Source organism: Billgrantia aerodenitrificans (assembly GCF_021404405.1).
GTDB lineage: Bacteria > Pseudomonadota > Gammaproteobacteria > Pseudomonadales > Halomonadaceae > Halomonas > Halomonas aerodenitrificans.
Map to the genome: position 1 here is coordinate 82,601 of NZ_JABFTV010000005.1, position 21,571 is coordinate 104,171.

Annotated in this window: 19 protein-coding genes; 13 read left to right on the forward strand and 6 right to left on the reverse strand. The window is 65.0% G+C overall.

The annotated features are described in order from the left end of the window. The first annotated feature begins 121 nt into the window (after positions 1–121). Both HOP59_RS10865 and cysS read left to right on the forward strand, forming a co-directional pair. Positions 122–1,801, forward strand: a complete 1,680-nt coding sequence (locus HOP59_RS10865) for a glutamine--tRNA ligase/YqeY domain fusion protein (protein ID WP_234253974.1) — start codon at positions 122–124, stop codon at positions 1,799–1,801. Position 1,802: 1 nt separating this feature from the next. Beyond that, positions 1,803–3,209: a cysteine--tRNA ligase gene (gene cysS, locus HOP59_RS10870; protein ID WP_234253975.1), complete on the forward strand. Its 1,407-nt coding sequence runs from the start codon at positions 1,803–1,805 to the stop codon at positions 3,207–3,209. Between the two features lie 54 nt (positions 3,210–3,263). Here cysS and HOP59_RS10875 read toward each other — a convergent pair whose 3' ends face one another. Further along, the gene (locus HOP59_RS10875) at positions 3,264–4,256 is read right to left on the reverse strand and encodes a DUF1853 family protein (RefSeq protein WP_234253976.1); all 993 of its coding nucleotides are present in this window, start codon (positions 4,254–4,256) and stop codon (positions 3,264–3,266) included. Between the two features lie 80 nt (positions 4,257–4,336). On the opposite strand from HOP59_RS10875, the gene osmF reads away from it, so the two are divergent. From osmF to HOP59_RS10915, 8 genes are all read left to right on the forward strand, one after another. Then, positions 4,337–5,251, forward strand: coding sequence for a glycine betaine ABC transporter substrate-binding protein OsmF (gene osmF / locus HOP59_RS10880; protein ID WP_234253977.1), 915 nt, complete (start codon positions 4,337–4,339; stop codon positions 5,249–5,251). Positions 5,252–5,299: 48 nt separating this feature from the next. After that, complete coding sequence (locus HOP59_RS10885; protein ID WP_234253978.1) at positions 5,300–6,421, forward strand: ABC transporter permease; 1,122 nt, start codon at positions 5,300–5,302, stop codon at positions 6,419–6,421. After that, complete coding sequence (locus HOP59_RS10890; RefSeq protein ID WP_234253979.1) at positions 6,418–7,359, forward strand: ABC transporter ATP-binding protein; 942 nt, start codon at positions 6,418–6,420, stop codon at positions 7,357–7,359. The genes HOP59_RS10885 and HOP59_RS10890 overlap by 4 nt, the downstream gene beginning before the upstream one ends. Positions 7,360–7,373: 14 nt before the next feature. After that, positions 7,374–8,108: an ABC transporter permease gene (locus HOP59_RS10895; RefSeq protein WP_010628492.1), complete on the forward strand. Its 735-nt coding sequence runs from the start codon at positions 7,374–7,376 to the stop codon at positions 8,106–8,108. A 289-nt stretch (positions 8,109–8,397) separates the two neighbouring features. Continuing rightward, positions 8,398–9,621, forward strand: a complete 1,224-nt coding sequence (locus HOP59_RS10900) for a thiamine pyrophosphate-dependent dehydrogenase E1 component subunit alpha (RefSeq protein WP_234253980.1) — start codon at positions 8,398–8,400, stop codon at positions 9,619–9,621. Between the two features lies 1 nt (position 9,622). Beyond that, the gene (locus tag HOP59_RS10905) at positions 9,623–10,600 is read left to right on the forward strand and encodes an alpha-ketoacid dehydrogenase subunit beta (RefSeq protein WP_234253981.1); all 978 of its coding nucleotides are present in this window, start codon (positions 9,623–9,625) and stop codon (positions 10,598–10,600) included. A 27-nt stretch (positions 10,601–10,627) separates the two neighbouring features. Next, positions 10,628–12,310 (forward strand): dihydrolipoyllysine-residue acetyltransferase, encoded by a 1,683-nt coding sequence (locus HOP59_RS10910; protein WP_234253982.1) that lies wholly within the window; start codon positions 10,628–10,630, stop codon positions 12,308–12,310. Positions 12,311–12,372: 62 nt separating this feature from the next. Continuing rightward, positions 12,373–14,205, forward strand: a complete 1,833-nt coding sequence (locus tag HOP59_RS10915; protein WP_234253983.1) for a protein kinase domain-containing protein — start codon at positions 12,373–12,375, stop codon at positions 14,203–14,205. A gap of 36 nt (positions 14,206–14,241) precedes the next feature. On the opposite strand, the gene HOP59_RS10920 is transcribed toward HOP59_RS10915, so the two are convergent. From HOP59_RS10920 to HOP59_RS10940, 5 genes are all read right to left on the reverse strand, one after another. After that, a complete protein-coding gene (locus HOP59_RS10920; protein ID WP_234253984.1) occupies positions 14,242–15,546 on the reverse strand; it encodes a TRAP transporter large permease in 1,305 nt (434 codons plus the stop codon). Positions 15,547–15,576: 30 nt separating this feature from the next. Beyond that, positions 15,577–16,140: a TRAP transporter small permease gene (locus HOP59_RS10925; protein ID WP_234253985.1), complete on the reverse strand. Its 564-nt coding sequence runs from the start codon at positions 16,138–16,140 to the stop codon at positions 15,577–15,579. Between the two features lie 64 nt (positions 16,141–16,204). Continuing rightward, entirely contained in the window at positions 16,205–17,188 is a 984-nt protein-coding gene (locus HOP59_RS10930) for a TRAP transporter substrate-binding protein (RefSeq protein ID WP_234253986.1), read from the reverse strand. 43 nt (positions 17,189–17,231) lie between these two features. After that, entirely contained in the window at positions 17,232–18,200 is a 969-nt protein-coding gene (locus HOP59_RS10935; RefSeq protein WP_234253987.1) for a LysR family transcriptional regulator, read from the reverse strand. A 13-nt stretch (positions 18,201–18,213) separates the two neighbouring features. Beyond that, entirely contained in the window at positions 18,214–18,651 is a 438-nt protein-coding gene (locus HOP59_RS10940) for a VOC family protein (protein WP_234253988.1), read from the reverse strand. 360 nt (positions 18,652–19,011) lie between these two features. Here HOP59_RS10940 and HOP59_RS10945 point away from each other — a divergent pair, with 360 nt between their 5' ends. From HOP59_RS10945 to HOP59_RS10955, 3 genes are read left to right on the forward strand one after another with little or no spacing between them, the layout of a single operon-like run. Continuing rightward, positions 19,012–19,764: a 5-oxoprolinase subunit PxpA gene (locus HOP59_RS10945; RefSeq protein ID WP_234253989.1), complete on the forward strand. Its 753-nt coding sequence runs from the start codon at positions 19,012–19,014 to the stop codon at positions 19,762–19,764. Positions 19,765–19,766: 2 nt separating this feature from the next. Next, positions 19,767–20,471: a 5-oxoprolinase subunit PxpB gene (gene pxpB, locus HOP59_RS10950; RefSeq protein WP_234253990.1), complete on the forward strand. Its 705-nt coding sequence runs from the start codon at positions 19,767–19,769 to the stop codon at positions 20,469–20,471. Further along, positions 20,468–21,406, forward strand: coding sequence for a 5-oxoprolinase subunit C family protein (locus HOP59_RS10955; protein WP_234253991.1), 939 nt, complete (start codon positions 20,468–20,470; stop codon positions 21,404–21,406). Before pxpB ends, HOP59_RS10955 begins: the two co-directional genes overlap by 4 nt. The last annotated feature ends 165 nt before the right edge of the window (positions 21,407–21,571 follow it).

The following is a 21,571-nucleotide window of genomic DNA, read 5'->3' on the forward strand; positions in this document are numbered from 1 at the left end:
GCCGTGCATGGGCGTGGCGTTATAATAGCCGTTTTGCATCGATGCGCGAAGCGTGTCGGGTTCATCGACATTCGGGGCCCCACCCAGACTCGCGATCCAACCAGAGGTTTGCCGCAACAACATGACCACCGAAAACGCCAGTGCGCCGAATTTCATCCGCAACCAGATCCGCGACGAGATCGAGGCAGGTCGTGCCGACAAGGTCGTCACCCGCTTCCCGCCGGAGCCCAACGGTTTCCTGCACGTGGGGCACGCCAAGTCCATCTGTCTCAACTTCGGCCTGGCCGAGCAGTTCGGTGGGGACTGTCATCTGCGCTTCGACGACACCAACCCGGCCAAGGAAGAGCAAGCCTACATCGACGCCATCAAGGAGGACGTCAGCTGGCTCGGTTTCGAGTGGGCGGGTGCGGTGCGCTACGCCTCCGATTGCTTCGATCAGCTCTACGCCTGGGCGCAGCATCTGATTCGCGAGGACAAGGCCTACGTGGACGACCTCTCGCCCGACGAGATCCGCGAATACCGCGGCACGCTGACCGCGCCGGGCCGTCCGAGCCCCTGGCGCGAGCGCAGCGTCGAGGAGAACCTCGACCTGCTCGAGCGCATGCGGGCCGGCGAGTTCAACGAGGGCGAGAAGGTGCTGCGGGCCAAGATCGACATGGCCTCGCCCAACATCAACCTGCGCGACCCGATTCTCTACCGCATTCGTCACGCCCACCACCACCAGACCGGCGATACCTGGAAGATCTACCCCTCCTACGATTTCGCCCATGGTCAGACGGATGCCATCGAGGGGGTGACGCATTCCATCTGCACCCTCGAGTTCGAAGACCACCGCCCGCTCTACGAGTGGTTCCTCGACAACCTGCCGGTGCCGTGCAAGCCGCGCCAGATCGAGTTCGCGCGGCTCAACATGAACTACACCCTCACCTCCAAGCGCAAGCTCAAGCTGCTGGTGGACGAGGGCATCGTCGACGGCTGGGACGACCCGCGCATGCCGACCATCTCCGGTATGCGTCGGCGCGGCTACACCCCGGCGTCGATCCGCAAGTTCTGCGAGATGATCGGCGTGACCCGCGCCGACGGCGGCCTGGTCGACATTGCCATGCTCTACCATGCCATCCGCTCGGATCTCGAGGACAACGCCCCGCGTGCCATGTGCGTGCTGAACCCGCTCAAGGTGGTGTTGACCAACGTGCCGGAGTCCCACGAGGAGGTCTACGAGGTGCCGGGCCATCCGGCCCGTGAGGACATGGCGCTGCGCCGTGTGCCTTTCACCCGCGAGCTCTACATCGACCGGGACGACTTCATGGAGGAGCCGCCGAAGAAGTTCTTCCGTCTGGCGCCGGGCCAGGAGGTGCGTCTACGCAACTCCTACGTGATCCGCTGCGACGAGGTGGTGAAGGACGCCAGCGACGAGATCGTGGAACTGCGCTGCTCGGTGGATTTCGACACCCTGGGCAAGAACCCCGAAGGGCGCAAGGTCAAGGGCGTGATCCACTGGGTCAGCGCCAGCCATGCGGTACCGATGGAGGTGCGTCTCTACGACAACCTGTTCCTGGTCGAGCAGCCGGACAAGGACAAGGACGCCGACTTCCTCGAGCATCTCAACCCCGAGTCGTTGCAGGTCTGTCAGGCCATGGGCGAGCCGAGCCTGGCCGATGCCGCTCCCGAGTCGCGTTATCAGTTCGAGCGGGTGGGTTATTTCTGTGCCGACCGTCATGCCTGTCGCGACGGCAAGCTGGTGTTCAACCGCACCGTCGGGCTGAAGGACAGTTGGGCAAAGATACAGAAGAAGGGCTGACATGCAGATCTACAACACGCTGACCCGCCGCAAGGAGCCATTCACCCCGATCGAGCCGGGCAAGGTGCGCATGTACGTCTGCGGCATGACCGTGTACGACTACTGCCACCTGGGCCACGCCCGGGTGATGGTGGCGTTCGACGTGGTCACACGCTATCTGCGATGGCGTGACTTCGACGTCACCTACGTGCGCAACATCACCGACATCGACGACAAGATCCTCAAGCGGGCCGACGAGAACGGCGAGACCATCGCCTCGCTCACTGAGCGCATGATCGCCGCCATGCACGAGGACGAGGCGCGCCTCGGCGTGCTGCGACCCGACCGCGAGCCGCGGGCCACCGGCCACGTGAGCGAGATCATCGCCATGGTCGAGACCCTCATCGACAAGGGCTACGCCTATCCGGCCGCCAACGGCGATGTCTACTACCGGGTACGCAAGTTCGAGGGCTACGGCAAGCTCAACAACCGCAATCTCGACGAGATGCGCGCCGGCGCCCGGGTCGAGGTCGACGAGCACAAGGAGGACCCCCTCGACTTCGTGCTGTGGAAGGCCGCCAAGCCGGGCGAGGCGAGCTGGCCTTCGCCCTGGGGCGAGGGGCGGCCCGGTTGGCACATCGAGTGCTCGGCGATGTCCACCTGCTGCCTGGGGGATACCTTCGACATCCACGGTGGCGGCCCGGACCTGACCTTTCCGCATCACGAGAACGAGATCGCCCAGAGCGAGGCCGCCACCGGCAAGCCTTACGTGAACACCTGGATGCACGCCGGGGCGGTGCGGGTGAATCAGGAGAAGATGTCCAAGTCGCTGGGCAATTTCTTCACCATCCGCGAGGTGCTCGAGGTCCACGACCCGGAAGTGGTGCGCTACCTGCTGGTGGCCAGCCACTACCGCAGCCCGATCAACTACGCCCCTGAGTCGCTGGGTGAGGCGCGCAAGTCGCTGGAGCGCTTCTACACCGCGCTCGAGGGGATGGAGGCTCTCGGCGGCGCCGATGCGTATGGCGTGAGCGACGGCCGCTTCGCCGAGCGTTTCACCGCCGCCATGGACGACGACTTCAACACCCCGGAAGCGCTGTCGGTGCTGTTCGAACTGGTGCGCGAGCTGAACCGTGCCAAGAAGGAAGCGCCCGGAGAGGCGCCGGCACTGGCCGCCGAGCTGCGTCGCCTGGGTGGCGTGCTGGGGCTGTTCGAACAGTCGCCGCAGGCCTTCCTCAAGGGTAACCAGGCGGAGCTGCCGCTGACCGAGGCGGAGATCGAGGCGCGTATCGCCCAGCGGGCCGCGGCCAAGCAGGCCAGAGACTTCGCTGCGGCCGATGCCATTCGTGACGAGCTCGCCACACTCGGTATCGTGCTCAAGGATTCCCGCGAGGGAACGAGCTGGGTCTTCGAACGGCCCGACGAGTAGCGGGCCTCTCACCTGCGGTACCTAGCGCCCGGCCCTTGGCCGGGCGTTGTCGTTTCAGAGGGTGGTGCGAGGGTAGGGCGGCAACGGTATCTGCAGCGGCCAGCTGTCGTCGACGACGAAGAGCCTGCGGTGATTCAGCGCCGGATGCGCCGGTTCCATCAGCGCAATCTGCATCGGCGAGGCGGGCCGTGAGAAGTGCTGCGCCAAGCGCGCCTCGACGTCACGCAACGGCAGAAAGGCTTCATCCCGCGGCAGAGCCAGCCAGTGTGGTTTGACCAGCCAGGCGGCGCGGGTGTCTCGCCTCAGGCCGTCGCGCAGCCGCGGCCAGTCGCGCCAGTGGAGCCATTCGCCACGCAGGTGTTCGGTCGTTGCCTCGTGCGGAGCCGGCAACGACAGGTGCCAAGGGTAGAACAGCACCCCGGGCATCGCCAGTTGGCGTCTGATCGTCTCTGCCTGCGCGGGGCCGACGTCGCGAGGCTGGGTATGCTGCTGGATGGCCAGGCGGGCTTCGGCGTGCTCGGTCAGGCGCAATTGATGGCGGTCCAGATGCTCGCGCTTGGTGGCCAGGCTGTCGGCGCCGCCGGGGCCGATCCAGCGCGCCTGATCGTCGCTCGGCCCGGGCCCTTGCGGCAGGCCCAGGTAGAACTTGATGGCCACTTCGAGGTGGATGAAAGTGGGGTCGTGGCGGCGGCGATAGAGCAGGTCGAGCTCGCCCAGGGTGCGTTTGCCCTGGTGAATCCTAAGGTTGCTGGCGAGCAGGCGAGTGCCCGGTGCGGTGTCGAGCAGGAATTGCCACAGGCGCTCGTGATAGTGCCCCATGCGGCCGTCGACGGTACTGCCTGCCCGGCGCTCCAGCCCCTCGGGGTTGGCCTCCAGCTCGTCGAGGTAGGCCCACAGACGCTCATCCTGTTCGAGGCCGAAGTCGGCGCGGGTTGGACGTCCGGGCCAGGGCATGGCGATCAGGTCCGGCGCCAGGACGATCCAGGCCAGATCGCGTACCAGGGGGTGATGGCAACGGGCGAGTAGGGCGGTACCGTCGGCATCCATAGGGAGCTCCGCGTTGAGAACGGGTCTGACAGTCAAACTGTACACGCCTTATACTCTACCGACATACCCATAGGATGGTGATGATCATGAAACGCTACTTGTCTGTGGCGGCCGTGACGGCCGGCTCCCTGCTCTTCGCCGCTGGCGTACATGCCGGTGATCCAGTCACGGTATCTTCCAAGATCGATACCGAAGGCTCGGTGCTGGGGCAGCTGATCATTCAGCGCCTGGAGCAGGGCGGCGTCCCCACTGAGGACAGGCTGCAGCTCGGGGCCACCAGCATCGTCCGCCAGGCGTTGTTGAACGGTGAGATCGACCTCTACCCCGAGTACACCGGCAACGGGGCCTTCTTCTTCGACATGACCGACAGCGATGTCTGGCACGATGCCGGGAGCGCCTTCGAGACGGTGCGCGATCGAGACGCCGAGAACGGCCTGGTGTGGCTGACGCCGGCCCAGGCGAACAATACCTGGGCCATGAGCGTACGTGGCGATCTGGCTCGGGAGCACGGCCTCGAGACGCTCGAGGATCTGGCCGAGTATCTCGATGGCGGCGGTGAGTTCAAGTTCGCCGCCAGCGCCGAATTCGTCGAGTCCGAACAGGCGTTGCCGGCGTTTCAGCAGGCCTATGGCTTCGAGCTGAGCGGCGATCAGCTACTGGTGCTCTCCGGCGGCAATACAGCTGCCACCATGCGTGCCGCCGCCCAGCAGACCAGCGGGGTGAATGCCGCCATGACCTACGGTACCGACGGCGGGCTCAACGCGCTCGACCTGGTGGTACTGGAGGATACGTTCGGCGTTCAGCCGGTGTATCAGCCGGCGCCGGTGGTGCGGGAGGAAGTGCTCGATGCCTATCCGCAGATCGCCGAGCTGCTCGAGCCACTGTTCGAGTCACTCGATCTGGAAACTCTGCAGGAGCTCAATGCCAAGGTGGCGGTGGAGGGGCTCGACCCGCGCCAGGTCGCCGAGGAGTATCTGGCCGAGCTGCAGGACTGAGGCGTGGACGAGGCCAGGCAATCTCCCAACTGGGTTCTGGCGAGCCTGATGCTGGCCGCGACAGTGGCCTGGCTGACGCTGGATGCCGTCAGCGTCGCGCCCAACCGGATCGTGCCGGGCACTCCCTACGCCGCGCTGGAGGTCATGGGGGGCTGGCCGGCGCTGCTGATGGCCGTGCCCATGCTCGCCGTGGTGGTATTGGCCTGGAGGCCTCACCGCAAGGGGCTGACGCTCTCTCTGGGCGTGGTGATGGCCCTGTTGGCGCTCCTGCCGCTGTGGCTCTCGGCGGCAACGGCGGTGCTGGTGGACCCGGAGATGCCCCAGGCGCGCGTGGGCATCGGCAGTGCGCTGTGGCTGTTGATCTTTCTTTTGCTGCTGGTGCTGATCGAGCTGCGCACCCGGCTCGGCATGTCGCGGGCGCTGGGCTGGATGCTGCTGGTACCGATGCTGCTCGGCTGGTGGCTGGCGCTCTCGCTGTGGCTGGAACCGCTGGCACTGCTGCGTGAATACCACGCCCGCAGCGACCAGTTTGCCAGCGCCGTTCGAATCCACCTCGTGCTGGTCGGGGCGGCGGTGGGGGCCAGCCTGGTGATGGCGTCTCTATTGGTGCTGGCCATGCGCCGTCACACCGGCGTGCGCCGTGTCGGCTTCGGCGTGCTCAATTTTCTCCAGACCATTCCCAGCCTGGCTCTGTTCGGCCTGCTGCTGGCCCCGCTTGCCTGGCTCGGCTCGCGTGTCGATTGGCTGGGTGGGCTGGGGGTCAGCGGAATCGGCTGGGCGCCGGCCTTCCTGGCGCTGCTGGGCTATAGCCTGCTGCCGATGGTGCGCAACATCTTCGTCGCCCTCGAAGAGGTGGACCCGGCGGTGATCGAGTCCGCCCGTGGCATGGGCATGGCCCGACGTCAGGTGTTCCTGCAGGTGCGCCTGCCGTTGGCGCTGCCGGTGGTGCTGGAGGGCATACGTATCACCACCGTCCAGGCCATCGGCCTGACGGCGGTGGCGGCGCTGATCGGTGCCGGCGGGCTCGGCACCTTCATTTTCCAGGGGCTGGGGCAGGCGGCCATGGACATGGTATTGCTCGGCGCCTTGCCCATCATCGGCCTGGCCCTGATCGCCGATGCCTTGCTCGGCGCCTTGAGTGAACGTCTTCGCCCGGGAGGGGCTGCATGATCGAGTTGTTCGACGTAACCAAGCGCTTCGGCGACGAGACCGCCGTGGATGCCATCTCGCTGCGTGTCGAGAGGGGTGAACTGTGTGCGCTGGTGGGTACCTCGGGTTGCGGCAAGTCGACCACCCTGCGCATGATCAACCGTCTGATCGAGCACGACGGCGGCGAAATTCATCTGGATGGCCAGCCGGTCCGCGCTTTCGACGAGGTCGTTCTGCGCCGTCGCATCGGCTATGTCATCCAGAGTACCGGGCTGTTTCCCCACTGGACGGTGGCGCGCAACATCGGTCTGGTGCCGCGCCTGCTGAAGTGGCCCAAGAGCAAGGTGCGCGACAGGGTGGAAGAGCTGATGCAGCTGCTGGGCCTGCCCGTGGCGGAGTTCGCCGACAAGTACCCCCGTCAGCTCTCCGGCGGCCAGGCGCAGCGTGTCGGCGTGGCCCGTGCCCTGGCCGCCGATCCGGACATCCTGCTGATGGACGAGCCCTTCGGCGCCCTGGACCCCATCACCCGGGCCACTCTGCAGGGCGAGATGCGCGAGCTGCAGGCGCGCCTGCACAAGACGGTGGTCTTCGTCACCCACGACATGGACGAGGCGCTGGCGCTGGCCGACAGGCTGGTGGTGATGCACCAGGGACGGATAGTGCAGCAGGGCTCACCCGTCGATCTGCTGCGCGAGCCGGCCAATCCCTTCGTCGAGTCGCTGCTGGGCGGCATGGACCGCGGCCTGAAGGAGGCGGCGCTGATCCAGGTCAGCGAACACATGTTGCCGCTGGGGCCGCGGCTGCTGGCCAGCGAGCGGATTCCCTACGGCGCTTCATTGAGCCAGGCGCTGTCGGTCATGCTTTGGCACCGGGTCGATCGGCTGACGGTGGTCGATGAAGAGGACATTCCCATCGGTGAGCTGTCGCTGCGCCGCCTGCTCGGAGCCAAGGTGCCATGAGGTCGGCTACGTCGATGGCGACGCAGGTCCCGGCTCTGCAGCGGTGGTTGTCGCCCATCGTGTGGCTGACCGTGCTGTTGGTGCTGACCCTGGGCATGGGGCAGCTCGAGTGGCTGTTTCGTCTGATCGAGCCCGACCTGCGTCAGGTGATCTATCGCCGCGCCGATTTTCTCACCCTGCTGGGACAGCACGTGCTGGTGGTGGGCATCGCCTCGTTGCTGGCGGTGATCGTTGGGGTCGCCGCCGCCGTGGCAGTCACCCGCGAGTTCGGCAGGGACTTCCTGCCGCTGGTGTCACAGCTTGCCTCCATCGGCCAGACCTTTCCCCCCGTGGCCGTCCTGGCGCTCGCGGTGCCTGCGCTGGGTTTCGGCACGCTACCCATCATCGTTGCGCTGCTGCTGTATGGGTTGCTACCCATCGTGCGCAACACCCTGGCCGGAATCGACAGCGTCGACCCGCAGGTGCATGAAGCGGCCCGCGCCATGGGCATGACTCCGTGGCAGGTGCTGCGCCAGGTGGAGCTACCGTTGGCCGCGCCCTTCATACTTGCCGGTATCCGCACTTCGGTGACCATCAATATCGCCACCGCGGCGCTGGGAACCACCGTCGGGGCGAGCAATCTGGGCGACCCGATCATCTCCGGCATCGTCAACGGCAATACCGCTTACATCGTCCAGGGGGCGGTGCTGATCGGTCTGTTGGCGCTGGCCGTGGACAGTCTGTTCGAGCGTTTGCAGCGGCGTGCCTAGAGAGCAGCTGATACACGTTAGGCACGGGCCTCTGCGCTCAGGCCGATATCTTGGCCGCCGGCGTACTCACGGAGTGTTCGGCTATGACGGGCTATTGCGATAGTGCATTCGTCGTAGAGAGGCGGCTTGTATAGCAAAATAGGTGCGTTTAGATTCATCTTACGTTAACGTCAACTTTTCCAGCGTTGGCGATCTGCTGGAGAGACCCTCTGGCAGACGGCTACATTAGAGTCAACACTGCCCTCACGAGGGGCGGCACTCCTCCTGCCATTACCCAAGGACCAGGAAGATGACAACAACATACGATGTCCACACGCCGAGCTTCATGACCGGCGACGAATTCCACATCCCCACCTTTCGACTGCTGCAGCAGGACGGCTCCCTGTGCGAAGGCGCCGAGGCGCCGCAGCTGGAGCGAGAAAAGGCGCTCAAGATCTATCGCGCCATGCTCGTCACCCGCGTGCTCGACGAGCGCATGATGGCGGCGCAGCGCCAGGGCCGGCTCTCCTTCTACATGCAGTGCACCGGGGAGGAGGCGGCGGTGATCGGCGCCACCGCAGCGCTCGACGATGCCGACATGATCATGGCCCAGTACCGCGAGCAGGGCGCACTGGTCTATCGCGGTTTCAGCTACGACGAGTTCATGAACCAGCTGTTCGGCAACGAGCTCGACTACGGCAAGGGCCGGCAGATGCCGATCCACTACGGCTCACGCAAGCTGCACTACATGACGATCTCGTCGCCGCTGGCCACCCAGATTCCTCAGGCCACCGGCTACGCCTACGGTCAGAAGCTGGCCGGCGAGGGCCACTGCACGATCACTTTCTTTGGCGAAGGAGCGGCCTCGGAGGGGGATTTCCACGCCGCGCTGAACATGGCTTCGGTGCACAAGGTGCCCGTGATCTTCTTCTGCCGTAACAACGGCTACGCCATCTCGACGCCGGCCAGCGAGCAGTTTGCCGCCGACGGTATCGCGCCGCGGGCCTTCGGTTACCGCATGCACGTGATTCGTGTCGACGGCAACGACGTGCTGGCGGTGTACCGCGCCACCCAGGAGGCGCGCAAGATCGCCGTGGAGCAGAATCAGCCGGTGCTGATCGAGGCCATGACCTACCGTCTGGCGGCTCATTCCTCATCCGACGACCCTTCGGGCTATCGTTCACGCAAGGAGGAGGAGGCCTGGCGCGAGAAGGATCCCATCCTGCGCATGCAGCGCTGGTTGATCGACTGCGGCTGGTGGAGCGAAGAGGAGGAAAAGGAGCATCAGGAGAGCCTGCGTCGCGAGGTGCTCGAAACCATGAAGCGTGCCGAGAAGCGTCCGCCGCCGCCGCTTGAAAGTCTGGTGACCGACGTCTACGCCGACGTCACGCCGGCGCTGCAGCGTCAGCTCGATGCCCTCAAGACGCACATCCGCAAGCACCCCGAGGCCTACCCCAAGGGCGCCCGCTCGCTCGACCCCGACGTCAGGCCGGGTGGCGACCACAAAACCGGCGACGAGCAGGGAGGAGCCTGAGATGCCCAGAATGAACATGCTTCAGGCGATCAACAACGCGCTGGACATCGCCATGGCCGAAGACGAGAAGGTGCTCTGCTTCGGCGAGGACGTGGGCGTATTCGGCGGGGTCTTTCGCGCTACCAGCAACCTGCAGGAGAAATACGGCCGCGCCCGCTGCTTCAACACGCCGCTGGTAGAGCAGGGCATCATCGGCTTCGCCAACGGCCTGGCGGCCCAGGGTTCGGTGCCGGTGGCCGAGATCCAGTTCGCCGACTACATCTTTCCGGCCTTCGACCAGATCGTCAACGAGACTGCCAAGTTTCGCTTCCGCTCGGGCGATCTGTTCAACGTCGGCGGCCTGACCATCCGCACGCCATACGGCGGTGGCATTTCCGGCGGTCTCTACCATTCGCAGTCGCCGGAAGCCTATTTCGCCCATACTCCCGGCCTCAAGGTCGTGGTGCCGCGCAATCCCTATCAGGCCAAGGGGCTGCTGCTCTCGGCCATTCGCGACCCGGACCCGGTGATCTTCTTCGAACCCAAGCGTCTCTACCGTGCCGCGGTGGGCGAGGTGCCAGAGGAGGATTACCAACTGCCCATCGGCGAGGCCGAAGTGACCAAGGAGGGCAGCGACATCACCGTGCTTGGCTGGGGCGCGCAGATGGAGGTGATCGACCGCGCCGTGGAGCTGGCCGAGAAGGAGGGCATCTCCTGCGAGGTGATCGACCTGCGCAGCATCCTGCCCTGGGACGAGGACACCGTGGTGGAGTCGGTGCTCAAGACCGGCCGGCTGGTGATTACCCACGAGGCACCGCGCACCGGTGGCTTTGCCGGCGAGATCGCCGCCACCATCCAGGAGCGCTGCTTCCTGTACCTGGAGTCGCCCATCGAACGGGTGACGGGCCTGGACACGCCTTTCCCGCTGACGCTGGAGAAGGAGTACCTGCCCGATCACCTCAAGATCTTCGAAGCGATCAAGGCATCCGTGGCGTTCTGACGCCCGATATCAGGACAGGAGAGAACGATGAGCGATTTCATGCTGCCCGATATCGGCGAAGGTATCGTGGAGTGCGAAGTGGTCGAATGGCGGGTGAACGAGGGCGACGAGATCGCCGAGGACCAGCCGGTGGTCGAGGTAATGACCGACAAGGCGCTGGTCGAGATCACCGCTCCCGAGGCGGGTCGCGTGACCCGGCTGTACGTGGCCAAGGGCGACATCGCCAAGGTGCACGCTCCGCTGTTCGCCTATGAGGCCACGGGGGAAGTGGAGTTCGAGACACCGCCGCGACCTGCCGCACGGGAAGAGGACGAAGTGGCAAGCCCGGCGGCGGAAGCGCCACCGCCTGCACTTTCCACCGCACCTTCCGCTGCACATGCCGGCGCTGCCAGTGTCGCCGCCAAGGATTTCATTCTGCCCGACATCGGCGAGGGCATCGTCGAGTGCGAAGTGGTGGAGTGGCGGGTGAGCGAGGGCGAGGAGATCGCCGAGGATCAACCGTTGGTCGACGTGATGACCGACAAGGCGCTGGTGGAGATCACCGCTCCCGAAGCCGGCACGGTGACCAAGCTCCACGTGACCAAGGGCGACATCGCCAAGGTGCATGCGCCGTTGTACGCCTACGTACCGGCGCATGCCGAGCCGGGCGAAGCGAGGCCCGACGTCAGCCAGTCGTCGCCCACCGCGCCCCAGGAGGCGCAGAATAGGGTGTCGCAGAACAGGGTCGCGCCGGTGGCAAGCGGCGGTCGCGGCCCCTACGGGCGCATTCCGGCGAGCCCCGCGGTGCGACGTCTGGTACGCGAACACGGCCTGGATCTCGAAGCCGTTGCCGGTTCGGGCAAGGACGGCCGCGTGCTGAAGGAAGACGTGCTGCGCTTTCTCGAACAGGGCTCTCAGCAGCAGGGCTCTCGGCAGCAGGGAGAGGACCCTGCCGCTGGAGCGGCCAGCCCCGCGCCGCAGGCCGAAACGGCGTCTAGCGCCCAACCGTCACGGCGTGACGCCGGCGAGGTTCGCGTCGAGCCGATTCGCGGCGTGCGCGCGGTGATGGCGCGGCGTATGGTCGAGTCGGCCAGCACCGTTCCGCATTTCCACTACGGCGAGGAGATCGACGTCACCGAACTGCTGGCCCTGCGCGAGCGGCTCAAGCCCGTGGCCGAGGCGCAGCAGGTGCGCCTGACGCTGATGCCTTTCTTCATGAAGGCGTTGGCGCTGGCGGTACGTGAGGAGCCGATCCTCAATGCGCGGCTCAACCCCGAGGTCAGCGAGATCCACTACCTGCCGGAGGTGAACGTGGGCATGGCGGTGGACAGCAAGGCGGGGCTGATCGTACCCAACGTCAAGCGGGTGGAGCAGCGCAGCGTGCTCGAAGTGGCGCAAGAGATCCAGCGGCTGACCGCAGCGGCCCGGGAAGGGCGCGTGGCCCAGGAGGATCTCAAGGGCGGCACCATCAGCATCTCCAATATCGGCGCCTTCGGTGGCACCTACGCGGCACCGATCATCAACGTGCCGGAGCTGGCCATCGTCGCCATCGGCAAGAGCCAGTGGCTGCCGCGTTTCGATGAGCGCGGCGAGGTGGTGAAACGGGCGATCATGACCGTCACCTGGGCGGGGGATCACCGGGTGATCGACGGCGGCACCATCGCGCGCTTCTGCAATGCCTGGAGAGGCTACCTCGAAAGCCCGGAAACCATGCTGCTGCATCTCGGCTAGCCGGACGCGAGCCGTCTCGGAATGGATCATCCGGTGACGGCTCCCAGCACAGGCGGACACCCATGTCTCAGGCAGCGCTGCAGCAGTTCTACATCCCGGAAGAGCAGTCGATCTATCTGCTCAGCCACGACGATGCGCGCAAGCTCAAGGCGTGGGTGGCGCTGTGTCAGGCCCAGCTCGAACAGCTGGGCTACCGTGACATCGCGCTGATCGGCAAGGGCGCCTACGGCTTCGTCTTCGCCGGTATCACGGCCCACGGCGAGGAGTACGTGTTCAAGTTCACCCGGGTCAACCTGCCCCAGCAGGTGCAGGATCGCCTCGAGGAAGAGGCGTTCATGCTGGAGCAGGTCGATCATCCCCGGGTGCCTCGGCTGATCGCCTTTCAGCGCGTGCGCAACCAGTCGATCCTGGTGATGCAGCGCGCTCCCGGGCTCAACCTGGAGGAGGTGTCGCTGCGTCAGGGGCGTCTTTCGCCGCGCCTGGTGGTGCGCATTGCCGATCAGCTCGCCGACATCCTGCGCAGCCTGCGGCGTGAAACCGGCCCGGCGGGGCGCCCCCTGGTGCACGGCGACATCAAGCCCTCCAACCTGGTCTTCGATGCCCGCCGTGAGGAGGTCGCGCTGATCGATTGGGGCTCGTCGGTGTTCGCCCAGCTCGATGCCAACCAGCAGTTCGTGGCGGCCAACGTCATGGAGCTGATGTCGGACAACCTGCAGCAGACCAACGCGCGGCTGGGCGACGTCTACTTCATCGGCGAAGAGCAGCTCAACGGCGCGCTGTCGTCGCCGCGCTTCGACGAGCAGGGCACGGCCGGCACCCTCTATGCGCTGGCCTCGGCGCAGTCGTGTCGCTTCGGCCATCGCGCCATTCCCGCGACCTCGCTGGGGCTGCCCATGGAGTTCGCTCGCATGCTCGATGGCATGCTCGATCCGGATCCACGGGTCCGTCTGCGCGCGGGCGATCACTTCATCCGCGAAATGCCGCGCCTGGCCCGGGTGGTGATGATCGACCTGCCCGGGGCGCCCGAAGCCCCGCTGGTGCCGACCTGGGTGCGACCCATGACGCGGGAGATCGACACCGTGGTCTACAGCTCGCGCAAGGCGTTCCTGCGCGAGGAGGGCGGGGCGGAAACGCTCAACGACGTCAACGACGTCCAGCTCGACCGTTACTACAAGAACTTCATGCAGGGCATGGGCGAGACCGAAAAGGCCTTTCTCGCCGCGGTGAGCCGGCTGGGCAAGTATCCGGTGGTGGGCGGGCTGGCCGTGCGCTGGGAAGCCGATGGCGTCTACATCGATACCTCGCTCAACCTGCACGACTCCTCGCTCAAGCCGGCCTTCGTGGCGGCGGTGAACAACATGGTCAATCTGGCTCGTGCCATCTACCGCCAGGGCATCTTCAAGAGCTGCCTGTTCAACGCCCGCGATACCCTGCACCTCGACCGCGCGAGCCCGTCGCATCCTTTCGTCATCGAGCCCGGCATGCAGCTGCGCTACGAGGTCAGCGCCGTGCCCGAGCTGGAAGACCGCAGCCGACTGCATAGCTACTTCGAGGATGGGCCCGATCCCGAGGAGTTTCTGGTGCTGCCGGAGCCAATCATCACCTCGCTGGAAGCGCTCAACGACATCCACCACACCGGCATGATCATCTTCGAAGCGCTGCCGCAGCATCTCAAGATCCACAGCTACTACCGCCTGCTCGATCCATCCCGTGAGGAGGAGTTTCGCGAGCGCCTCGAAGACATTCTCGATGCGGTGGGGCTGATCGAGGGGCTGGGGGTGTCGGGTTTCATGAAGATGCCCTACAAGGACACGCGATTCTTCGCCCACGTGGAGCGTCAGCCGGAGCGCTACTATCCGCGCAATCCACGTGAGGAAGGCGCCCGGCACCCATAGGACCGGGCGCTTCTCCTAAATAGCGCCGGGCGCTCCTTAGCGGCTCATGCTCTGTGGCAGGTAGAGGGCGATTTCCGGGAACAGATGCATCAGGGCGATGGACAGCATCATCAGCAGGAAGAACGGCAGCGTAGCCTTGGTGATGGTGAGGATGTCCTTGCCCGTGAGGCCCTGGATCACGAACAGGTTGAAGCCCACCGGCGGTGTGATCTGCGACATCTCCACCACGATCACCAGGTAGATGCCGAACCAGATCAGATCGAAACCGGCGGCGCTCACCAGCGGCATGATGATGGCGGTCACCAGCAGGATCAGCGAGATGCCGTCGAGGAAGCAGCCCATCACCAGCAGCAGCAGCGTCAGAGCCACCAGCAGCATGGTCGGTGAAAGGCCCATTTCGCCGATGGTGCGCGCCAACTGCATCGGCACCTGGGTGAAGCCCATGGCCGAGGTCAGGAACGAGGCGCCGGCGATGATGAAGGCGATCATGCAGGCGGTGCGAATGGCGGCGAACAGCGAGTCGCTGAAGATCCTGACGTTGAAGCTGCCGTTCCAGCGCGCGATGACCATCGACAGCACTACGCCGACGGCCGCGGCCTCGGTGGGCGAGGCGAGTCCGCCGTAGATCGACACGATGATGCCACCGATCAGCAGCAGGATGGGCAGCAGCTCAAGGGTCTGACGCAGCTTCTGGCCCAGCGGCATGGACGACTCGTCGGCGCCGGTGAGCCCCTTGCGATTGCCGCTCACCAGTGACCATATGATCAGGTAGGTCATGAACAGGGCGAGGATCATCAGGCCCGGGCCGATACCGGCCATAAAAAGTCGCGAGATCGACTGCTCGGTGACCACGCCATAGACGATCAGCACGATGGAGGGAGGAATCAGCAGCCCCAGCGTCGAGGCGCTGGCCAGGGTGCCAATGGCCATGTTGCTGTCGTAGCCGCGGCGCTCCAGCTCCGGCAGGGTCATCTTGCCCACCGTGGCGCAGGTGGCCGCCGAGGAGCCGCAGACGGCGGCGAACATGCCGCTACCGATGATGTTGGTATGCAGCAGACGGCCGGGCATGCGGTTGAGCCAGGGGGAGAGGCCGCGGAACATGTTGTCGGCAAGGCCGGAGCGAAACAGTATCTCGCCCATCCAGATGAACATCGGCAGGGCGGTCAGGTCCCAGCCGTAGCTGGCGCCCCAGAAATCGGAGGCGAGAATTGGACCCGGTGCGAAGGGGCTGAAGAAGGCCAGCGCAACCCAGGCGGTGCCGATCAGGGCAAAGGCGATCCACACCCCGCTGCCGAGCAGGACGGCCAGCGTCATTATCGTAGCCAGGCTGAGTATCAGCACGTGACGTGTCTCCGTGTGGTTGAGTGCGGCTCAGTGAATTTCACTGTCGTCGGTGGCTGTCGCTTCGCGGAAGCGACTCGGCTCGCGAATGGCGATACGTAGGGTCGTCACCAACGCCTCTGCCAGGGCCAGGCAGAGCAGTGCCACGCCGGTGGCCAGCACCGTCTGGGGAATCCACAGCGGAATCGACAGGAAGCCGGAGGAGACGTCGTTGAACATTCGGCTCTCCCGGGCAAGCTCCACCAGGCCGTAGCCGAGCAGCAGGCTGATGGCCAGCGCGACCAGCAGACAGAAGACCTCGAACCAGGCCCTGATAGCCGATGGCAGCCGTGAAATCAGCAGCGTGACGCGGATATGAGCGTGATGCACGAAGGTGTAGGCGAGGCCCAGGAAGGTCGCCCCCACGAGCAGATAGGAGGCGATCTCCGAGACGCCGGTGATGCTGAGCCCCAGACGCCGCATGCCGATCAGCACGAGCAGGGCGTCGATCAGACGAAACGAGACCTGCAGCGCGATCAGGGCGCAGATGGTCACCATGCAGGCGGCCGCGCCCCAGGCGCCCAGACGGTAGAGGGCATTGAACTTGAAGGTCATGACGCTAACCTCGAGGCGAGCTTGAAGGGGGCGTGGCGGCAAGCCGCCACGCCTGGGGTCGGGCTCAATCCTGGCGCTGCTGCTGGTACTCCTCGAGTACCTGCTGGGCCTGCTCGCCGGCGCGATTCTCCCAGGCTGAGAAGAGCTGGTTGCCGGCCGCCTGCAGAGCTTCCGCTACCTCCTCGTTCGGCTCGGAGACGGTGATGCCGTTCTCCTGCAACGCCTCGAGGCTGGCCTGGTTGTCGTCACGGCTCATCTGCCAGCCGCGCTCCTCGGCCCGTGCCGCCGCTTCGAGCAGCGCTTCCTGAGTGGCTTCATCCAGGCGGTCGAAGGCGCGCTGATTGATGAACACGATGTTCTTCGGCAGCCACAGGTTGGCGTCGGTGTAGTGGGAGACGTAATCCCAGGCGGTCATCGAGTTGCCGGTGGAGCTCGAAGTGATCATGGCGTCCACCCGGCCGGTGCTGAAGGCCGTGGGAATGTCCGACTCCTCGGTTTCGGTGGGGTTGCCGCCCAGGTAGTCGACGAAGCGCTGGGTGTTGATGTTGGGGGCACGGACCCGCAGACCCTCGAACTGCTCGGCATCGTTGAGTTCGAAGTCGGTATAGATGCCCTGGGCCGGCCAGGATACGGCGTAGAGCGGCATCATGCCCTGATTGGCGAACAGTTCGGTGATCAGCGGCTTGGTGGCCTGCCACAGTTCGTAGGCTTCCTCGTAGCTTCCGGCCACCCCCGGCAGGGTATCGACCTCGAAGATGGGATCCTCATTGGAGAGGGTGGAGAGAAAGATCTCCCCGGCCTCGATGGTGCCGCGGCGTACCGAAGGCTTGATCTCACCGTGGGCCACCAGCGAGCCGCCGCTGTGGACGTTGATGGTCAGTTCGCCACCGGTGGCTTCCGCCACGTCCTCGGCGAACTGCTTCACGTTCTTGGTATGGAAGCTGGCATCGCCGTAGGGAGTGGCCATGGTCCATTGCGCGGCGTTAGCCGCGGTGGAGAGGCCGCAGGCAGCGGCAATCAGCACGGAGCGGGACAGGATCTTGTTCATTTTGGTCTCTCTAGTTGGAGTTGTGTGGGTGGCGTCAGAGCGCCTATGGGTGAGTTGCGGGTCGTATCGGCCTCACCCAGCGGCCGGAGAAATCGCTCGTTGTCATGTCGGTGTCGCGTGACTCCGCATAGCGCTTGGCACATTGCTGTGCCAGCAGCCCCACGCTGCGGCAGAACCGGGGATGGCTGCCCATCCGCCAGATCACGTCGTAATGCATGTCCGGCAGGGCCTGCGGCAGCTCGACCCGATAGAGCTGACCCTGGCGCCATTCGTCGAGCACGGTGGCGACGGGGAGCGCGCCGATGCCGAGCCCTTCCGTGGTCATGCGCACGATGGTCATCAGCGTGCTCACGCTGTGGATACGGGGCTCCGCCACGCCCTGGCGGTCCAGGTACTCCACCAGCTCCTCATAGGGTCTAGCTCGTTTGCCGAAGGAGATGAAGGGCAGGCAGCCAAGCCACTCGCTACCGTGTGCCGCGATCGTCTCGACATGGTCGGGTGAGACGAACATGCCCATCTCGTAAGGGCTCAGCGGCACCTGGTCGATGCGCTCCGGCTCCAGGTAGCCGTTCATCGCCAGCAGGATGTCCAGGTCGTTCTTGGCCAGCCGGCGGTTGAGCGCCGGCGAGTAATCGACGCTCAGCTCGATGGTCAGCTGCGGGTAGCGCTGTGTCAGGCAGCGCATGAAGTCCGGCAGCCAGCTGTGCGCGATGGTCTCGATGGCGCCGAGGCGCAGAGGGGCGGAATAGTTCTCCTCGTCCTCGAACAGCTTCATCGCCTCGTCACGCTGCTGCAGAAGACGCTCGGCGTGAACGAAGAACTCGCGCCCGCGCATGGTGGGCTGGATCGGTCTGGCCGAACGTTCCAGCAGCACCTCGCCCACGCTGCTTTCCAGACGCGAGATACGCTCGGAAATCGACGGCTGGGTCAGATGCAGGCGCATTGCCGCCTTGCGGAAGGAGCCTAGCCTCACCGCCCAGACGAACGCCTCCAGCTCCTTGAAATCGAGCATCGTCGAATCCGGCTCAGGACTTCTTGAACAGCTGTTCTTCGCGATTCTTGAACGCCTTGAACTCCAAGGCATTGCCGGAAGGGTCGTAGAAGAACATGGTGGCCTGTTCCCCCGGCTCGCCCTTGAAGCGGATGTAGGGTTCGATCTCGAATGCCACGCCATGCTCGCGCAGCTTCTGCGCCAGGGCTTCCCAGGCATCCATCTCCAGTACCACGCCGAAGTGGGGAACCGGCACCCCATGCCCGTCTACCGGATTCTTGTGGCTGGAGACCGGGTTCTCCTTCAGGGCCGGGTTGAGATGACAGACGAACTGGTGACCATAGAGGTCGAAATCGACCCAGCTCTCTGACGAGCGGCCCTCAGGGCAGCCGAGGAAGTCGCCGTAGAAGCGTCGAGCCTCTTCGATGTCATGTACCTGTATGGCCAGATGGAAGGGGTCTTTTACTGACATCGGATTACTCCTTAAGGAAACACTGTACAAATGCCTGCGCGAGCGAATCGCTGCGTTGCGCGGTGCTCGGAATCCTCACCTATACCCCATAGGCTCCGGTTCCTGTGCTCCGTGCGCCTTGCGTTTCATCCCGCTCGTCGATTTGTTCAGCGCTCCCTTTATTGGCGTTATATTGGCTTGCTTCATTTTATTGATAATCGCGAAGCGACATGGCGTCAACCATTTTTCCACAGAATAACAATATGATAGGAGACGCCGATATTGAGTATCGTGAAAAACGATTGGCATTGAAAAAGTGCGCTTCATATAGTGTCGATCATCACAAGAACAGTTCAATACAGCGCAAAACAGGAGTCGCCAATGGCCGTGCCACTGCTCAATTGCGATATGGGAGAGAGCTTCGGTAACTACACGCTGGGGCTGGACGGCGAGGTCATGCCCTATGTGGACTGCGCCAATATCGCCTGCGGCTTCCATGCCTCCGATCCTCATGTGATGCGCCATACGGTACGGCTGGCGGTGGAGCATGGCGTCAAGGTCGGCGCTCATCCGGCCTATCCCGACCTGATGGGGTTCGGTCGTCGCTCCATGGCCTGTTCTCCCGCCGAAGTCGAGGATCTGGTGCTGTATCAGATCGGCGCGCTGGCCGGTATCTGTCAGGCGGAGGGGATGGCCATTCGCTACGTCAAGCCGCACGGTGCGCTGTACAACGATATGGCACGGGATCCCGAACTGCTGAGGGCCGTGATGCGCGCCGTGACCAGCTACGACCCGAGCCTGCCGCTGATGCTGATGGCGACCGCCGACCCGGAGCCCAGTCGGCGGTTGGCCGCAGAGATGGGTATCACCATCTGGTTCGAGACCTTTGCCGATCGCGCCTACGACGCCAGCGGGCATCTCGTCTCACGCCGTTTGCCGGGCGCGGTGCATCACGATCAGGCGACCATCGTTGCCCAGGCCGTGCGCCTGGCTCGCGGCGAGCCGTTGGCGGCCATCGACGGCACGCCTCTGCAGCTGCCTTGCGATACGCTCTGCGTGCATGGCGACAATCCTGAGTCGGTAGCCGCCGTTCGGGCCATACGCGAGGCCTTCCACGAGCTGGAACGAGCGTGACGATGTCCGCACAGATCGAGCTGACGGCCATGGACGTGCTCATGGTGCGCCTGTTCGACGCCATTGATGAGGCCAACATGGGCTGGATCGTGGCTGCCGATCGCGCTCTGCGCGACGCCTTCGGTGCCGAACTCATCGACCTGGTGCCCTCCTATACCACGCTCATGCTGCACTACGATGCACTGCGCGTATCCCATGACGAGGCCATCGGGCGAATCCGGCGCGTGCTCGAACGCCTGGAGCCGGCCGACACCGAGCTGGGCCAATGTCATGAGGTGCCGGTCTGGTACGACCTCAGCGTCGGACCGGAGCTCACTCGGGTGGCCGAGCGAGCCGGCATCGCGGTGGACGAGGTGGTGCGTCGCCACTGTGGTCGTGACTACTACGTCTTTGCCCTGGGCTTCGCCCCTGGCTACAGCTTCATGGGGCTGGTGGAAGAGGGGCTGGCCACCCCGCGGCTGAAAACGCCCAGACGCCGAGTGGCCGCTGGCAGTGTGGGCGTCGCCGACCGCCAGACCGCGATCTACCCACTGACCTCGCCCGGCGGATGGAACATCCTCGGGCGTACCGCTTTCCCGCTTTTCGAACACGCCCGCCGCGGCGAGCCCCTGCTGAGGCCGGGTGACCGGGTCCGCTTCAAGTCCATCAGTCGCGAGGAGTTCGTACAGCAGGGTGGCGATACGACAGCGCTGGAGAGCGCGTCATGAGTTCCGTCCAAGGTGCGTTACGTGTCGTGCAGGCCGGTCCGCTGGCACTGGTGGTGGACGACGGTCGCTTCGGGGTACGCCATCTGGGGGTCACCCAGGGCGGGGCTGCCGATTGGTTCTCGTTTCGCTGGGCCAACTGGCTGTTGGGCAATGCGCTGGATGCCGCAGCGCTGGAAATTGCCATCGGTGGCGGTCTCGAGCTGGAAGCGGAGGCGGACTCGACGCTGGCGCTGATGGGCGCCGATCTCGGTGCCCACCTCGACGACCGTGCCCTGAAGCCTGGCGCCACGTTCACCATACGGGCCGGTCAGCGCCTGGTCTTCCGCCAGCCGCGCAATGGCTTGCGAGCTTACCTGGCCGTGCCCGGCGGACTCGCAGCCCCTCTGGTATTGGGAAGTCGCAGCGCCACGCCCCGGGAGCAACTGGGCGGGCTGCACGGCGACGGGCGTACGCTTCAGGTCGGCGACACGCTGACGTGGCAGGGACGTGCTGCCACGACTGGCCGCCGTCTGCCGTTCGATCCGGCAATCAGCATGACACTTTCGGGAAACTGGCTGGCGCTGGTTCCCGGCGCCCAGATCGGCCATTTCAGCGGTGCCAGCCTCTCTCAGGCCTTCAATCTACCCTGGCGGGTCGACGACCGTGCCGATCGTATGGGAGTCAGGTTGCTGGGGCCGCAACTGCACTGCGAGCTGGGCGGCATGATCTCCGAGGGCATACCGCTGGGCGCGGTACAGGTCCCGCCCGACGGCCAGCCGATCGTGCTGCTCAACGATCGTCAGACCATTGGTGGATATCCGCGTCTCGGTGCGCTGACGCCGCTTGCTGCGGCGCGGCTGGCCCAGTGCCTGCCGGGACAAGAAGTCAGGCTGGTGGCCACCGCTCGTGAGCACGCGCTGCGCACACACCGTCGCTGCTTGGCGGCCTTCCTCTGAGGGAGAAGGGCCTACGAAAATCAGGCGCCCAGGCCGCTTTCACGCAGCAGCTGATCGAGGGTGGGTTTGACGGCAACGGAAGGAGCGCTGACGGCTTCTTCAGCAGCAGTTGGGATTCCAGGTCATGCATGCCTACGGCCAGGCAGCGTTCTATCAGTTCACTCT

Bases quoted from the DNA above. Each gene is read 5' to 3' on its own strand.
- osmF (WP_234253977.1), top strand. From the start codon at position 4,337: ATGATCATGAAACGCTACTTGTCTGTGGCGGCCGTGACGGCCGGCTCC.
- HOP59_RS10905 (WP_234253981.1), top strand. From the start codon at position 9,623: ATGCCCAGAATGAACATGCTTCAGGCGATCAACAACGCGCTGGACATC.
- pxpB (WP_234253990.1), top strand. From the start codon at position 19,767: ATGTCCGCACAGATCGAGCTGACGGCCATGGACGTGCTCATGGTGCGC.
- HOP59_RS10940 (WP_234253988.1), bottom strand. From the start codon at position 18,651: ATGTCAGTAAAAGACCCCTTCCATCTGGCCATACAGGTACATGACATC.
- HOP59_RS10925 (WP_234253985.1), bottom strand. From the start codon at position 16,140: ATGACCTTCAAGTTCAATGCCCTCTACCGTCTGGGCGCCTGGGGCGCG.
- cysS (WP_234253975.1), top strand. From the start codon at position 1,803: ATGCAGATCTACAACACGCTGACCCGCCGCAAGGAGCCATTCACCCCG.
- HOP59_RS10875 (WP_234253976.1), bottom strand. From the start codon at position 4,256: ATGGATGCCGACGGTACCGCCCTACTCGCCCGTTGCCATCACCCCCTG.
- HOP59_RS10935 (WP_234253987.1), bottom strand. From the start codon at position 18,200: ATGCTCGATTTCAAGGAGCTGGAGGCGTTCGTCTGGGCGGTGAGGCTA.
- HOP59_RS10955 (WP_234253991.1), top strand. From the start codon at position 20,468: ATGAGTTCCGTCCAAGGTGCGTTACGTGTCGTGCAGGCCGGTCCGCTG.
- HOP59_RS10890 (WP_234253979.1), top strand. From the start codon at position 6,418: ATGATCGAGTTGTTCGACGTAACCAAGCGCTTCGGCGACGAGACCGCC.
- HOP59_RS10910 (WP_234253982.1), top strand. From the start codon at position 10,628: ATGAGCGATTTCATGCTGCCCGATATCGGCGAAGGTATCGTGGAGTGC.
- HOP59_RS10895 (WP_010628492.1), top strand. From the start codon at position 7,374: ATGGCGACGCAGGTCCCGGCTCTGCAGCGGTGGTTGTCGCCCATCGTG.
- HOP59_RS10915 (WP_234253983.1), top strand. From the start codon at position 12,373: ATGTCTCAGGCAGCGCTGCAGCAGTTCTACATCCCGGAAGAGCAGTCG.
- HOP59_RS10900 (WP_234253980.1), top strand. From the start codon at position 8,398: ATGACAACAACATACGATGTCCACACGCCGAGCTTCATGACCGGCGAC.
- HOP59_RS10885 (WP_234253978.1), top strand. From the start codon at position 5,300: ATGCTGGCCGCGACAGTGGCCTGGCTGACGCTGGATGCCGTCAGCGTC.
- HOP59_RS10865 (WP_234253974.1), top strand. From the start codon at position 122: ATGACCACCGAAAACGCCAGTGCGCCGAATTTCATCCGCAACCAGATC.
- HOP59_RS10930 (WP_234253986.1), bottom strand. From the start codon at position 17,188: ATGAACAAGATCCTGTCCCGCTCCGTGCTGATTGCCGCTGCCTGCGGC.
- HOP59_RS10945 (WP_234253989.1), top strand. From the start codon at position 19,012: ATGGCCGTGCCACTGCTCAATTGCGATATGGGAGAGAGCTTCGGTAAC.